This is a genomic window from Terrabacter sp. R4-6 (assembly GCF_057529065.1).
On record NZ_CP197224.1, the window covers coordinates 3,640,445 to 3,653,896 of the forward strand.

Consider the following 13,452-nt stretch of genomic DNA (forward strand, 5'->3'; position numbering starts at 1 on the left):
CTCAGACCCAGTCGACATCCGCCGCCGACCGTCCCGCGGCCAGCGTCGCGTAGCCGGGGCCACGGTCGAAGAACGGCTGCTCGTCCGCGCGGTCGCCGCGCAGCTGCTCACGCAGGGCGTCCGACGCGGCCGCGTCGATGACGGGCTCGTCGAGGTCCCCGGTGGCGACGACGCCGAAGTCGCGGCGCGCGCCCTCGAACGAGACCTTGCCCCAACGGAGGTCGCGCTCGACCTCGTCGTAGGGACGCTCGAGCGGGTCGCCCCAGCCGCCTCCACCGGTGGTCCGGATGCGGATGACCTGTCCCGCCTTGACGACCTCCGCGTCGGCGAGGGCGTCAACGGTGCGCTCCTCGGGTCCGCCCACGTCGACGGTGACCTCGAACGGGCGACCGGCCTTGCCGCCCTTGACGCCCCAGCACGCGAGGATCGACCGGTCGGCGATCGACATGAAGTGGGCGTCCTTGAGCATCCGGATGTGCTTCTCGTAGCCGAGACCGCCGCGGTGCCGGCCGGCTCCGCCCGAGTCGACGGCGAGGCCGAGGCGCTCGACGATGAACGGGAAGCGGCTCTCGGTGAACTCGGTCGGAAGGTTGCGGCTGTCGGGCACGACGTGGATCGTGTCCTCGCCGTCGGCGTAGTACCGCCCGCCCGAACCGCCGCCGAGCACCTCCCGCATGAGGTAGTCGTTGCCGTCGCGGTCCTTGCCGTAGACGCCGGTGTAGCGGATCGTCTCCTGGTCGGCCGGCATCTTGCCGTCGACGGCCTTGGCGACGACCCCGGCGAGAACGCCGAGCAGGCGCAGGATGACGAACGTGCGGGCGTTCGTCGGCGCGGGGTAGATCGGCGTGAGGAGCGTGCCCTTCTCGGGGAACTTCATCTCGATGAGCGGCACGATGCCCTCGTTGACGTCGAGCTCGGCCATCCGCTCGGGGGTGTCGGCGAGGTTGCGCAGGATCGGGGCGAGCCACTTCTTGAGGAAGTTGCCGCCGACGTAGTCGCCGCAGTGGTTGATCGGGCCCTTGGCCTGCGGCGCCGTGCCGGTGAAGTCGATGATGAGCTGGGGCCCGCCGTCACCGGGGCCGGGGCCTCCGGTCGACTGCTTGGTCAGGGTGATCCGCTGCGTGTGCAGCTTGGGCTCGTCGACGCCGTCGTGCTCGGCGTAGTCCTCCCAGACGTACGTGCCGTCGGGGATCTTGCTGAGGATCTCGCGACGGTAGGTCTCGGTCGTCTTGTCCAGGATCGCGTCGAAGGCGGCCTCGATCGTGTCGCGGCCGTAGCGCTCGAAGAGCTCGCCGAGACGCCGGGCGCCCATGAGGCAGGCCGAGCACTCGGCGTCGAGGTCGGCAGCGAGGCTGTCGGGCATGCGGCTGTTGCGCGTCATGATGCGCAGGGCCGCCTGGTTGGGAACTCCCTTGTCCCAGAGCTTGATCGGCGGGACCGAGAGCCCTTCCTCGAACACCGTCTGGGCGTTGCTCGGCATCGAGCCGGGCACGGCGCCACCGATGTCGTCGTGGTGGCCGAACGCCTGGACGAAGGCGACGACCTCGCCGCCGGAGAAGACCGGGACCGTGACGCAGAGGTCGGGCAGGTGGCCGATGCCACCCTCGGACTCGTAGACGTCGTTGTGGAAGAAGACGTCCCCCTCGCTCATCTCGGCGAGCGGGAAGTCGCGGGCGATCGGGTGGACGAGCGCGCTGTAGGAGCGACCCGTCAGCTTGCGCAGCTGACGGTCGTGGATGCCGGCCCGGAAGTCGTGCGCGTCGCGGATCATGGGAGAGCGGGAGGTACGGGCGATGGCCGTCTCGACCTCCATCTCGACGCTCGCGAGCGTGCCCTCGACGATCTCGACGAGGATCGGGTCGACGGTCGTGCCCTCGGGCGTCAGCCGGTTGCCGTGCTCGTATGCCGTGGGGAGCCCCGCGGGGTTCACCGAGGTGGCTTCGTGGCCGGAGCTGCCGGCGTCCGTGACGTGGGGGGCAGTGCCCTGCGACCCGGTGGCGGCGTCGACGGGGGCGAGGCGGGTGGCCGCGGTCTGGCAGGAGAAGCACATGTCAGGCCTCCGGGGTGGTCGTCGGGGCGGCGGTGGACCGGGTGATGACGAGGTTGCCGAGCGTGTCGACGCGGACGACGAAGCCGGGGTGGACCGGGACCGTCGAGCCGAACTCCTCGATGACCGCCGGGCCCTCGACGGTGTCGCCGGCGAGCAGGTCGGGCCGCCACCAGACGTCCGTGTCGACGTAGCCGGCATCCGCGTCGAAGCAGACCGGGCGGACGCTGCGGTGGGCACGCTCGCGCACGTCGGCCGCGCCGTGCGACGGCGCGAGGTCGCGCAGCTCGGGCCGCGTGATGGGGCCGACGCCGGTGACGCGGAGGTTGACCCACTCGACCTGCTGCGTCGGGTCGCCCCGGAAGTCGTAGCCGTAGAGCGCGCGGTGCTCGTCGTGGAAGCGCGAGGCGACGCCGGCGGCATATGCCTCGTCGATGTCGCCCTCGGGCGCGGCGACGCGGACCTCGTATGCCTGGCCGAAGTAGCGCAGGTCGACGGTGCGCGTGTAGCGGTGGCTCTCGCGCGGGAAGCCCTCGCCGTCGAGGGCGCTCGCCGCCTTGGCGGTGAGGTCGTCGAAGGTCTTCTGCACGGCGGCGTGGTCGAGCGCGTGGTGGCGCGCGACGGACGTCTGGACGTAGTCGTTCTTGACGTCGACGGTGAGCAGTCCGAAGGCGGAGACGTTGCCGGGGTTCTGCGGCACGACGACGCCGGCGAGGCCGAGGATGTCGACGAGGCGGCAGGCGAGCAGCGAGCCCGAGCCGCCGAAGGTGGCGAGCATGAAGTCGCGCACGTCGAGTCCGCGCTTGACCGACACCTGCCGCAGCGCGTTGGCCTGGTTCCACGCGGAGATCTCGAGGATGCCGGTCGCGCAGCGCTCGAAGTCGAGGCCGAGGCGCTCGGCCAGGGCCGAGACCCCGGCGCGCGCGGCCTCCACGTCGAGCGGGATCTCGCCGCCGAGCAGGTGCGGGGGGATGCGCCCGAGCGTCACGTGCGCGTCGGTGATCGTCGGCTCGGTGCCGCCCTTGGCATAGCAGAGGGGGCCGGGGTCGGCGCCCGCGGACTGCGGACCGACCTTGAGCGAGCCCTCGGGTGAGATCCAGGCGATGGAACCGCCGCCTGCTCCGACGGTGACGACGTCGATCATCGGGATCTTGCTCGGGTAGGCACCGACCGTGCCCTCGGTCGTCAGCGTCGGCTCACCGGCGAGGACGACGGACACGTCGGTCGAGGTGCCGCCGCCGTCGCACGTCAGGACCTTGTCGAAGCCGGCGCGGCTCGCGATGAGACCGGCACCGAGCGCACCGGCAGCAGGTCCGGAGAGGACGGTCGTGATCGGCTGGTGCACGACCTCGTCGGCCGAGAGCACACCCCCGTTGGACTTCATGATGTAGAAGGGCAGCTTCTCGCTGCTGCCGACGAACTCGTCGAGCCGGTGGTGGATGTTGGCGACGTAGCGCGACACGTTGGGCTTGACCGCGGCGTCGACGAGGGTCGTCATCGAGCGCTCGTACTCGCGGTACTCGCGCAGCACCTCCGAGCTGATCGACACGACGGCGTCGGGGTGCTCGCGGCGGAGCACCTCACGCATCGCCAGCTCGTGGCTGTCGTCGGCGTAGGAGTGCAGGAAGCACACACCGATCGTCGTGATGCCGCGCTCCTTGAACCACCGCGCGACGGTGACGGCGCGCTCCTCGTCGAACGGGCGGATCTCGTTGCCCTCGAAGTCGAACCGGCCGCCGACCGTCTTGACGTAGTCGGCCGGCACGATGCGTGCGGGCTTGACCCAGAAGTAGGAGTTGCCGTAGCCGTCGGGCACCGCCTGGCGGGCGATCTCGAGGATGAACTCGTAGCCCTCGGTCGTGATGAAGCCGAGGGCCTCGACCTTGCCCTCGAGCAGCTTGTTCGTCGCGACGGTCGTGCCGTGCGAGACGGCGCTGATGTCGTCGCCGCCCGCGTCCATGAGGTCGAGGACCTTGCGGACGCCGGCCAGGAAGCCGTCGGCGGGGTTGCTCGGCGTCGAGGGGGTCTTCGTCGTGACGAGCTCGCCCGAGTCCTCGTCGAGCGCGACGACGTCGGTGAACGTGCCACCCGTGTCGATGCCGATGCGGATCCGGCGGCGTGCGGAGGTGCCTGCTGTCATGGTGAGGATTCAACCCGCGGGACGCCTCCTGGGGCGTTGGCACATGCTGCCAACACCTGCCCGGTTCCGCGCCAACCCTCGCCAGATCCGTTCGGGCCGAACGGTCGGGCACGGTCGATGTCGAGGGCGCGCCGTCCGCTCCGTCCCCGGGGTGAGCGTGCCACGCTGGCACGACGCGACGAAGGAGCGAGTGAGACATGGCGAAGTACCTCATCGGCGTCGACTTCCAGGCCGGCGACGACCCGGCCCCGATGTCCGACTGGACACCAGAAGAGGTCCAGGCCCACCTCGACTACTACGAGAAGCTCGTCGGCGAGCTCGAGGCCAACGGCGAGCTCGTCTCGTCGACGATCCTCACGGGGCCCGACCTCGCCAAGATCGTGCGGTCCGACGGTGCCGCACCGGTCGTCACGGACGGACCCTTCCAGGAGTTCAAGGAGTGGCTCGCCGGCTTCCAGGTCGTCGAGGTCGACTCGGAGGAGCGCGCACTGGAGATCGCGTCGCTCATGTCGGCGGTGCCGGGCCGTGGCGGCGTGCCCACGCGGCAGCCGATCCACGTGCGCCAGGTCATGGAGGAGGCGCCGGCGAACACCGACGAGATGGATGCCTTCCTGCGCACGGCGGGCGGCACCCGCTGAGCACAGAGCCCGCCGTCGACGACCTGCTGCGCACGCTCGCGCCGCAGGTCGTCGGCATCGTCAGCCGCCGTTTCGGCGACTTCGACTCGGCCGAGGACGCCGTCCAGGAGGCCCTGCTCGCCGCAGCCCGGCACTGGCCCGTCGACGGGCTGCCCGACGAGCCGCGCGCGTGGCTCGTCACCACGGCCTCCCGACGCCTCGTCGACCGGTGGCGCAGCGACGCGGCCCGGCGTGAGCGCGAGGCGCGCGTCATCGCCTGGGAGGTGCCGGCTCACGACCCGGTCGACCGCGACGACAGCCTCACGGTGCTCTTGCTCTGCTGCCACCCGTCACTGACCCCGGCGTCGGCGATCGCGCTGACGCTGCGCGCCGTCGGGGGGCTGACGACCGCCGAGATCGCCCAGGCCTTCCTCGTGCCGGAGGCGACGATGGCGCAGCGGATCAGCCGCGCCAAGGCCACGATCCGCGCCTCCGGCGCCGGCTTTCGTATGCCGTCCGGTGGCGACCGTGAGGAGCGTGTCCGCTCGGTGCTCCACGTCCTCTACCTCGTCTTCAACGAGGGGTACGCGAGCACGCACGGCGACACGGTGCAGCGGACCTCGCTGTCCCGGGAGGCGATCCGCCTGACGCGGATGCTCGTGGACGGGACTCCCGACCATCCCGAGGCCCTGGGCCTGCTCTCCCTCATGCTGCTGCTCGAGGCGCGCGCCCCGGCCCGCAGCGACGCCTCGGGAGCTCTCGTGCCACTGCCCGACCAGGACCGGTCGAGGTGGGACGTCTCGCTCGTGGCGGAGGGTCTCGACCTGCTGGGCCGGGCCATGGCGTCAGAGGCGGTCGGGGAGTACCAGCTGCAGGCCGCCATCGCCGCGGTCCACGACCGTGCATCGACGGCCGCCGACACCGACTGGGACGAGATCCTCTCGCTCTACGGTCTGCTCGAGCAGGTCACGGGCAACCCGGTGGTGACCCTCAACCGGGCCGTGGCGGTGGCCATGGCGCACGGACCCGAGGCGGCCCTCGAGGTCGTCGACGAGGTCGAGGACCGGCTCGGCACGACGCACCGCTGGATGGCGGTGCGTGGGCAGCTGCTCGAGATGGCGGGCGACGCCCCCGAGGCGGCCGACCTCCTCGACCGGGCCGCCGCGACCGCGACGAACGAGGCGGAGCGCCGGCACCTTGCGTCCCGGGCCGCTCGACTGCGGTCGTCCGGGTCCTGAGCGCCTCGTTCGCCGATCCGCGGGATCGGCGCTCCTTCACTCGTCGCGGGTGATGCCCGCCCGGGCCAGTCGGACGCATGCTGGAGACAGAACGAGTCAGCGGCGCCGGTCGGTGTGGGTCACGGTGCCCCGGGACGGTGAGGACGAGGCATGGACGAGACCACGGCAGCCGGGCCGGACGAGCCGGTGGGGCGCTTCGAGCCGCTGACCGTCTCGGACCTTGCCGAGGTGGTGCTCGGTCTGGCCGCGGTCGGGGTCGAGACGGCCGGCAGGGTCGTCGAGCGGGTTCGGCCGCCGATGCTCGTCACGGCCGTGGTGACGGCACCGGTGACGGCTGCGCTGAGCCATCTGTCCGCCCTGGTGCGAGACGCCGACTGGTCGCAGGAGCTGCGCCGTCGTGGGCGGTCGCGACGCGACGACATCGGTCGACGGGCCGAGCTGGTGGCCCAACGGCTGGCGGCAGCCGTCGTCGAGGCCGTCCTCGACCTCGTGGACCTCACGGACGTCGTCGTCGACCACGTCGACCTCGACGCGGTCGTGCAGGCGGTCGACCTGGACCGGGCGGTGTCGCGGGTCGACATCGGGGCCGTCGTCGACCGCGTCGACGTCGACGCGATCATCGAGCGCGTGGACGTCGACAAGGTCGTCGCGCGTGCTGACCTCGACCGCGCCGTGGCGGCGGTGGACATCGACGCGATCGTGGGGCGTGTGGACATCGGGGCGATCATCGACCGGGTCGACGTCGATGCGGTGGTCGCGCGTGCTGACCTCGACCGCGCCGTGGCGGCGGTGGACATCGACGCGATCGTGGGGCGTGTGGACATCGGGGCGATCATCGACCGGGTCGACATCGACGCCATCGCCGCGCGTCTCGACCTCGACGCCGTCGTGGCCAGGATCGACCTCATCGCCCTCGCCGAGTACGTCGTCGAGGAGATCGACCTCCCGGGCATCATCCAGAGCTCGTCGGGTGCCATGGCCTCCGAGGGGATGCGCGAGGTGCGCTGGCAGGGCGTCGGTGCCGACGAGCGCGTCGCGCACGTCGTCGACCGGATGCTTCGGCGTCGTCCGCGCACGCCGGGGCCGGCCCTCCCGACTACCGAGATCGCGAGCCATCCGGTGCTGCCGGGGTCGGCCGGATGAGCGGCGCGACGTCATGACGTCACCGTCGCGGCCCGGCCGGGACCCGGTGTCCCGGATCGTCCTGCCCGGCCCGGCGCGCTCGGTCCAGGGCCACCGGGCGGGCATCGTCACCCGGGTGGCTGCCGGCGCCGTCGACCTCACCGTCGCGCTCCTCGGCGTCGCCCTCATGTATGCCGCGTGGTCGGGGACGATCTTCCTGCTCGGTCCACAGTCCTTCCACTTCCCGGACCCGGGCGGGCTGAGGCTGCTCCTGCTCGTGCTCGGGCTGCTCATGGCATACCTCACGGTGGCGTGGGCGACGACGGGCCGCACCTTCGGCAACCGCCTGCTCGGCCTGCGCGTCGTCGACGACGGCGGGCGCACGATCGGGCTCACGCGGGCGTTCCTGCGCGCCGCAGCCTGCGTCATGTTCCCGATCGTGCTCTTCTGGGTCGTCGTCAGCCGCGAGAACAGGTCGCTGCCCGACCTGCTGCTGCGCACGTCGGTCGTCTACGACTGGACGTCCACTCGCGGACGGGGCGAGGAGCCGACGTCGACGCCCCGGGCGATCGTGCTGCCACCCGAGGACTGAGCCGACGGGCCGCGCCGACGGACGACCGTTGGTGGCGTGTGCGGCTCGACACGCCGCACGACACGCCGGTCTCGGGCGGCCATACCGACCAACGGTCGTCGGTCGGTCGGCCGGTCGCCGCGGGCGGGGCGCGGAGGTCAGCCGGCCTCGCCGCGGTGGATCGGCGCGTGCGGGAACGACGTCTCGGCGCGGCCCTCGAGCTCGGCCCGGTGGTTGCGGATGAGGTCGAGGTTGCGGTCGCGCAGGTGGTCGAACGCCTGGCCGACGTTGGAGCCCGGCGTCAGCGACGCGAGCGCATCGGCCGGGTCGAGCCGGGCCGAGACCCAGCCGGGGTGAGTCGCGGCCTTGGCGACGATGTGGCCGATCGGCGTCACGATGTGCGAGTTGCCGAAGTAGAGCACGCCAGCGGGGTCCGCGCCCACGGCGTTGGCCCCGACGACGTAGACGTGGTTGTCATAGGCCCGCGCCCGCGACGTGAGGTCCCAGATGTCGGCCGAGCGCAGCAGCGCCGACGGCCGGCAGATGACCTCGGCGCCCTGGACGGCCTGGATGCGCGCGAGCTCCGGGTAGTCGCCGTCGAAGCAGATGATCATGCCGATGCGGCCCAGCTCGGTGTCGCACACCGTGACCGTGTCGCCCGGAGTGACCCACCCGCCGCCGCTGACGATCTCGGAGCAGAAGGGGTGCGTCTTGCGGTAGACGCCGAGCACGTCACCCGAGGGTCCGACGAGCACCGACGAGTTGTAGACGACCCCGCGCTCGGGCCCGCGCTCGTAGGTGCCGAAGCAGATGTGCACGCCGAGCTCGCGGGCCACGGCCTGGATCGGCTCGGCCATCGCGCCCGGCAGGTCGGTGACGAGGTCCCAGAGCTCCTCCTTGGAGCAGCCCGGGGTGAAGCCCGTCGTCGCCGACTCGGGGAGCACGACGAGCTCGGCCCCGGTGGCGGCGACGCACTGGCGCGTCATGTCGACGCACCTGTCGAGGTTGGCGCGGATCGAGTCGGCGGTCAGCGGCCCCGCGACGGGGGCGACCTGGACGGCCGCGGCGGTGAAGGCGCGCATCGTCATCGCCTCCCGATCGCCCAGCCGACGAGGACACCGACGAGCGCGACGGCCCCGCCGGTGACGACGCCGAGGGCGTACTCGCGCCCGGCGAACGGTCCCGCGGGAGCCGGCCGGCCGGCATACGACACCGGGGTGCCGGGCGCAGCAGCGCCAGCAGGTATGCCGGGTGCCGGGCCCAGCGCGGCGGCCGCGGGAGCGCTCGGGGTGACCGGGCGGACGCCCGAGATGTCGGCGTCGACGGCGGAGAAGAACTGTCCCGCCATCTTCTTCGTGACACCGGCGAGCATGCGCTGACCGACGCCGCCGATGACACCACCGACGGACGCGTCGGCGTCGTAGGTCAGGTCGGTGCCGCCGGCGGTGGAGGGGCGAAGGCGCACGACGACGTCGGCGTCGACGGTGCCCGGAGCGCCGGCGCCGGAGGCCTTCATCGTGAAGGAGCCGGGGTGCTGCGGGTCCCGGAGGGACACCTCCCCGTCGTAGGTGCCCTTGATCGCGGCGACGCCCGCCGTCACGGTCATCGCGTAGTGGTCGGGCCCGAGCTCGGTGAGGCGCTCGCAGCCCGGCAGGCAGCGCGCGAGCACGGCCGGGTCGTGGAAGGCGTCCCACACCTGCTGCGGGTCGGCCGCGAGGGTGGCGGATCCGGTGATCTTCATGCGGTCGGCTCCTTCGGTGACGTGCTCGTCGTGCGTGTCGTGCGGTGCAGGGACGGGATCTCGCCGTCCGCGTGTCGGCGGCGCAGCTCCCAGAGGTCGTAGGGCGAGATCGGCATCCGGGTGATGGGGAAGCCCTCGGCGTCCTCGATGGCCGACGCGATGACGGCGGACACGGGGATGCAGCCCGCCTCACCGGCGCCCTTGATGCCCAAGGGGTTCAGCGGGCTGGGGGTCTCGAGGTGGTCGGCCTCGATGGTCGGCACCTCGGACGCGTAGGGCATGAGGAAGTCCATGAAGCTCGCGTTGAGCAGCTGCCCCGACTCGTCGTAGGCCATCCGCTCGTAGAGCGCGCCGCCGACCCCCTGCGCGACGCCGCCGTGGACCTGGCCCTCGACGATCATCGGGTTGATCATCGTGCCGCAGTCGTGGATGACGCAGTAGCGCAGGATCGTGATCTCGGCCGTGACGGGGTCGGTCTCGACGATCGCCGCGTGCATGCCGTTGGCGAAGGTCGCCTGGGTGGGGGAGTAGAAGTCCTTGCCCTCGAGACCCGGCTCATCGTCGTCGGCGACGGGCGGCTTGTCGGGGTCGAAGGTGCCGGCGAACTGCGTTGCGGCCTTTGCCGCTTCGTCGAACGCGTAGCGCAGCGGGTTGGACAGCACCGACACCGTGCCCAGGCTCATCGACGTCGCCGGGGCACCTTTGACGCGCACCGTGCCCTCGACGATCTCGAGGTCCTCGGGCGACACCTCGAGGGCGTCCGCGGCGATGCGCAGCGCCTTGGCCCGGACGTTGCGCGCGGCGAGGGCGATGGCGCTGCCGCTCATGACCGCGGCTCGCGACGCGAAGGTGCCCACGGCATACGCCATCTTGCGCGTGTCTCCGGTCGTGACGTAGACGTCCTCCATGCGCACGCCGAGCTCCTGGGCGACGATCTGCGCGAAGACGGTCTCGTGACCCTGTCCCTGTGAGGTCAGGCCCGTCGACACGTTGACGCGACCGCTCGTCTCGATCTGGATGTGGCCGCCCTCGTAGGGACCGACGCCGGTGCCCTCGACGTAGCAGCCGATCCCGAGCCCGACCTTGCGTCCCTCGGCCTCGGCCTGGCGGCGGTAGTCGGCGAAGTCGTCCCAGCCGACGAGGTCCTTGAGCTTGGCGAGGCTCGCCGGGAAGTCACCCGAGTCGTACTTGAGCGGGCGGCCGTCCTGGAAGAGCAGGCCGTGGTCCCAGGGCATCTCGGTCGGGAGGATGAAGTTGCGCGAGCGGACCTCGGCGCGGTCGAGTCCGAGCTCGTCGGCGATCGCGTCCATCGTGCGCTCCATGGCGAAGCAGCCCTGCGGACGGCCCGCGCCCCGGTACGGCGTCACGAGGACGGTGTTCGTGTAGAGCGACCAGAACTCGCAGCGGTAGGTCCCCGGCTTGTAGGGGCCGAGCAGCTGGGTCGAGGTGATGATCGGGACGATGATGCCGTAGGGGGTGTAGGCGCCGTTGTCGTGCCAGAGCTTGACGTCGAGCGCGAGCAGGTGGCCCTCGTCGTCGAAGCCCACCGTGACCCGCTGGAGCTGGCCGCGCTCGTGCGCCGCGCTGATGAAGTGCTCGCGCCGGTCCTCGGCCCACTTGACCGGGCGGCCGAGCAGGATCGCGGCCCACGGGACGAGGACCTCCTCGGGCCAGGGGTGGACGATCTTGACGCCGAACCCGCCGCCCACGTCGGGGGCGATGCACTCGACCTTCGCGAGCGGCAGGTCGAGCTTGGCGGCGACGGCGGCGCGCACGCCGGTCGAGGTCTGGGTGGAGGAGTACATCCGCAGCTCGCCGCGGTCGCGGTCCCAGCGGGCGTAGACGCCCTTGCCCTCCATCGGCATGCAGGCGCTGCGCTCGATGTCGAGGTCGAGGGTCAGGGTGTGGGGCGCTGCGGCCATCGCGGCCTCGACGTCGCCGACCTCCTGGAGCATGTGGGCCGCGACGTTGTCGGGCACGTCGTCGTGCACGAGCAGCTCGCCCGAGCGGGCAGCCTCGATGCCGACGACGACGGGCAGCTGGTCGTAGGTGACGCGGATGCGCTGGCACGCGTCCTCGGCGACGTAGCGGTCGGTCGCGACGACCATGACGATCGGCTCGCCGACGTGGTTGACCTCGTCCTTGGCGAGCGCGTAGCCGGTGCGGCCGTGGGTCAGCGTCGGGTGCGGGATGAGCAGCGGCAGCGGCTCGCCGACCCGGCCCGGGAGGTCCTCGTGGACGTAGATGCCGACGACACCCTCGACGTCGACGGCCTCGGACGCGTCGATGTCGACGATGCGGGCGTGGGCGTGCGGGCTGCGGACGAAGGCGGCCGCGAGCGCGTCGTGCCCGAGGTCGTCGAGGTAGCGTCCGCCGCCGGTGACGAGGCGGGGGTCCTCCTTGCGCCTGATCGGCGCGCCGAACATCTGCGTGGTCACGAGTGCACCTCGGCCGTCTCGTCCGCCCGCTCGGCCTTGATCTCGGCGGCGCGCAGGACGCTCTTGACGATGTTCTGGTAGCCGGTGCAGCGACAGAGGTTGCCCGAGATCGCCTCTCGCGCCTCCTCGCTCGTCGGTGACGGGTTGTCCTCCAGGTAGGCCGTGACGGTCGTGAGGAAGCCCGGGGTGCAGAAGCCGCACTGGAGCCCGTGGCACTCGGCGAAGGCCTGCTGGACGGGATTCATCGACTCGCCGGTCGGTGCCAGCCGGGCGTCGGGCGCCGAGCAGAGGCCCTCGACGGTCGTGATCGCGTGGTCCTGCGCCGTGACGGCGAACATGAGGCACGAGCGCATCGGCTGCCCGTCGACGAGGACGGTGCAGGCGCCGCACACGCCGTGCTCGCAGCCGACGTGCGTGCCGGTGAGCTCGAGGTCGTGGCGCAGGAAGTCCGAGAGCAGGCGGCGGGCGGGCACGGCGGCCGAGTGGCGCACGCCGTTCACGGAGACCGTCACGTCGTGGAGGGTCTCGCTGGTCGTGTCAGTCATCGCCTGCTCCTTCTCCACCGAACGCAGCGTCCGATGGCGAACTCAGTGGTGTAGCAGCGCTTTCGCGATCGAACGCTGCGTTCGGTGCGGTGGGTTGAGCGCGGTCGGCGGCCTGGGGGAGGACCCGGCGGGTCAGCTCCGTGACGAGCATGCGGCGGTAGTCGGCGCTGGCGTGGATGTCGCCCTCGGGGTCGACGTGCCCGCGCACCGCCTCGGCAGCGGCGTCGAGAGCCGCGTCCCAGGCGGCGGTGCCTGGCTCGACCCCTCCCAGCGACGGCGTGAGGTCGAGGACCGACGGCACGTCGGTGACGGACACGAAGGACGCGCGGGCGGCGGAGACGACCCCGTCGGTGACCGTGACCGCGACCCCGACTCCGGCCATCGCGTAGTCGCCGTGGCGACGGGCCGCCTCGGTGAAGGCCGTGCCGGTGCCGGCCGGGAACCGACTGAAACGCACCGCGACGGCCAGCTCCTCGGCGGCGAGCGACGTCTCGAGGGCGCCGAGGAAGAAGTCGGACCACGCGATCTCGCGCGCCCCGGACGGGCCCGCCACCTCGACGACCCCGTCGGTCAGCGCGAGGATCGCCGGCATCTCACCCGCCGCGTCGGCGTGCGCGATGGAGCCGACCGTCGTGCCGCGGTTGCGGATGGCCGGGTGCGCGACGTTGACGAGCGCCTGGCGCAGGAGGGGTAGGGCGGCATACGCCTCCTCGGAGCGCTCGAGGCCCGCGTGCCGCACGAGCGCGCCGACGCGGACGGCCTCGGGCGTCACCTCGACGGTGTCGAGGCCGGCGACGCGGTTGATGTCGACGAGGTGGGCCGGCGAGGCCAGGCGCATGTTGAGGATCGGGATGAGACTCTGGCCGCCCGCGAGGACCTTGCCGTCGTGCCCGACCTCGGTGAGGACGGAGACGGCCTGCTCGACGGTGAGCGGTGCGTGGTGCTCGAAGGGGGCGGGCTTCACCGAACTGATCCTGCCTTCCGACCCCCGGT

Annotated in this window: 11 protein-coding genes; 4 read left to right on the forward strand and 7 right to left on the reverse strand. The window is 71.9% G+C overall.

All coding sequences use genetic code 11. From position 1 onward, the window contains the following. Position 1 precedes the first annotated feature (1 nt). Positions 2-2,050, reverse strand: coding sequence for a hydantoinase B/oxoprolinase family protein (locus tag ACSSS0_RS16965; protein WP_487228903.1), 2,049 nt, complete (start codon positions 2,048-2,050; stop codon positions 2-4). Position 2,051: 1 nt separating this feature from the next. Beyond that, positions 2,052-4,187, reverse strand: a complete 2,136-nt coding sequence (locus ACSSS0_RS16970) for a hydantoinase/oxoprolinase family protein (RefSeq protein WP_487228904.1) — start codon at positions 4,185-4,187, stop codon at positions 2,052-2,054. Positions 4,188-4,384: 197 nt separating this feature from the next. Here ACSSS0_RS16970 and ACSSS0_RS16975 point away from each other — a divergent pair, with 197 nt between their 5' ends. From ACSSS0_RS16975 to ACSSS0_RS16990, 4 genes are all read left to right on the forward strand, one after another. Then, a complete protein-coding gene (locus tag ACSSS0_RS16975) occupies positions 4,385-4,825 on the forward strand; it encodes a YciI family protein (RefSeq protein WP_435986769.1) in 441 nt (146 codons plus the stop codon). A gap of 23 nt (positions 4,826-4,848) precedes the next feature. Further along, positions 4,849-6,042 carry an RNA polymerase sigma factor gene (locus ACSSS0_RS16980; RefSeq protein ID WP_487231221.1) on the forward strand — a complete coding sequence of 398 codons (1,194 nt, stop codon included), beginning with the start codon at positions 4,849-4,851 and terminating at the stop codon, positions 6,040-6,042. Positions 6,043-6,192: 150 nt separating this feature from the next. Then, positions 6,193-7,185 carry a hypothetical protein gene (locus ACSSS0_RS16985; protein WP_487228905.1) on the forward strand — a complete coding sequence of 331 codons (993 nt, stop codon included), beginning with the start codon at positions 6,193-6,195 and terminating at the stop codon, positions 7,183-7,185. Between the two features lie 13 nt (positions 7,186-7,198). Further along, positions 7,199-7,756: an RDD family protein gene (locus tag ACSSS0_RS16990; protein WP_487228906.1), complete on the forward strand. Its 558-nt coding sequence runs from the start codon at positions 7,199-7,201 to the stop codon at positions 7,754-7,756. A 137-nt stretch (positions 7,757-7,893) separates the two neighbouring features. Here the strand turns inward: ACSSS0_RS16990 and ACSSS0_RS16995 are convergent, their stop codons facing one another. The 5 genes from ACSSS0_RS16995 to ACSSS0_RS17015 are packed head-to-tail and all read right to left on the reverse strand — an operon-like array spanning position 7,894 to position 13,423. Beyond that, complete coding sequence (locus ACSSS0_RS16995) at positions 7,894-8,817, reverse strand: carbon-nitrogen hydrolase family protein (protein WP_487228907.1); 924 nt, start codon at positions 8,815-8,817, stop codon at positions 7,894-7,896. A 2-nt stretch (positions 8,818-8,819) separates the two neighbouring features. Further along, a complete protein-coding gene (locus ACSSS0_RS17000; protein WP_487228908.1) occupies positions 8,820-9,476 on the reverse strand; it encodes an SRPBCC family protein in 657 nt (218 codons plus the stop codon). Then, a complete protein-coding gene (gene cutA, locus ACSSS0_RS17005; protein WP_487228909.1) occupies positions 9,473-11,914 on the reverse strand; it encodes an aerobic carbon-monoxide dehydrogenase large subunit in 2,442 nt (813 codons plus the stop codon). Before cutA ends, ACSSS0_RS17000 begins: the two co-directional genes overlap by 4 nt. Continuing rightward, on the reverse strand, positions 11,911-12,459 hold the full coding sequence (locus ACSSS0_RS17010) for a (2Fe-2S)-binding protein (protein WP_487228910.1): 549 nt from the start codon (positions 12,457-12,459) through the stop codon (positions 11,911-11,913). Before ACSSS0_RS17010 ends, cutA begins: the two co-directional genes overlap by 4 nt. Then, the gene (locus ACSSS0_RS17015) at positions 12,452-13,423 is read right to left on the reverse strand and encodes an FAD binding domain-containing protein (protein ID WP_487228911.1); all 972 of its coding nucleotides are present in this window, start codon (positions 13,421-13,423) and stop codon (positions 12,452-12,454) included. Before ACSSS0_RS17015 ends, ACSSS0_RS17010 begins: the two co-directional genes overlap by 8 nt. Between the last annotated feature and the right edge of the window lie 29 nt (positions 13,424-13,452).

Bases quoted from the DNA above. Each gene is read 5' to 3' on its own strand.
- ACSSS0_RS17000 (WP_487228908.1), bottom strand. From the start codon at position 9,476: ATGAAGATCACCGGATCCGCCACCCTCGCGGCCGACCCGCAGCAGGTG.
- ACSSS0_RS16970 (WP_487228904.1), bottom strand. From the start codon at position 4,187: ATGACAGCAGGCACCTCCGCACGCCGCCGGATCCGCATCGGCATCGAC.
- ACSSS0_RS16965 (WP_487228903.1), bottom strand. From the start codon at position 2,050: ATGTGCTTCTCCTGCCAGACCGCGGCCACCCGCCTCGCCCCCGTCGAC.
- ACSSS0_RS16990 (WP_487228906.1), top strand. From the start codon at position 7,199: ATGACGTCACCGTCGCGGCCCGGCCGGGACCCGGTGTCCCGGATCGTC.
- ACSSS0_RS16995 (WP_487228907.1), bottom strand. From the start codon at position 8,817: ATGCGCGCCTTCACCGCCGCGGCCGTCCAGGTCGCCCCCGTCGCGGGG.
- ACSSS0_RS16975 (WP_435986769.1), top strand. From the start codon at position 4,385: ATGGCGAAGTACCTCATCGGCGTCGACTTCCAGGCCGGCGACGACCCG.
- ACSSS0_RS16985 (WP_487228905.1), top strand. From the start codon at position 6,193: ATGGACGAGACCACGGCAGCCGGGCCGGACGAGCCGGTGGGGCGCTTC.
- ACSSS0_RS17010 (WP_487228910.1), bottom strand. From the start codon at position 12,459: ATGACTGACACGACCAGCGAGACCCTCCACGACGTGACGGTCTCCGTG.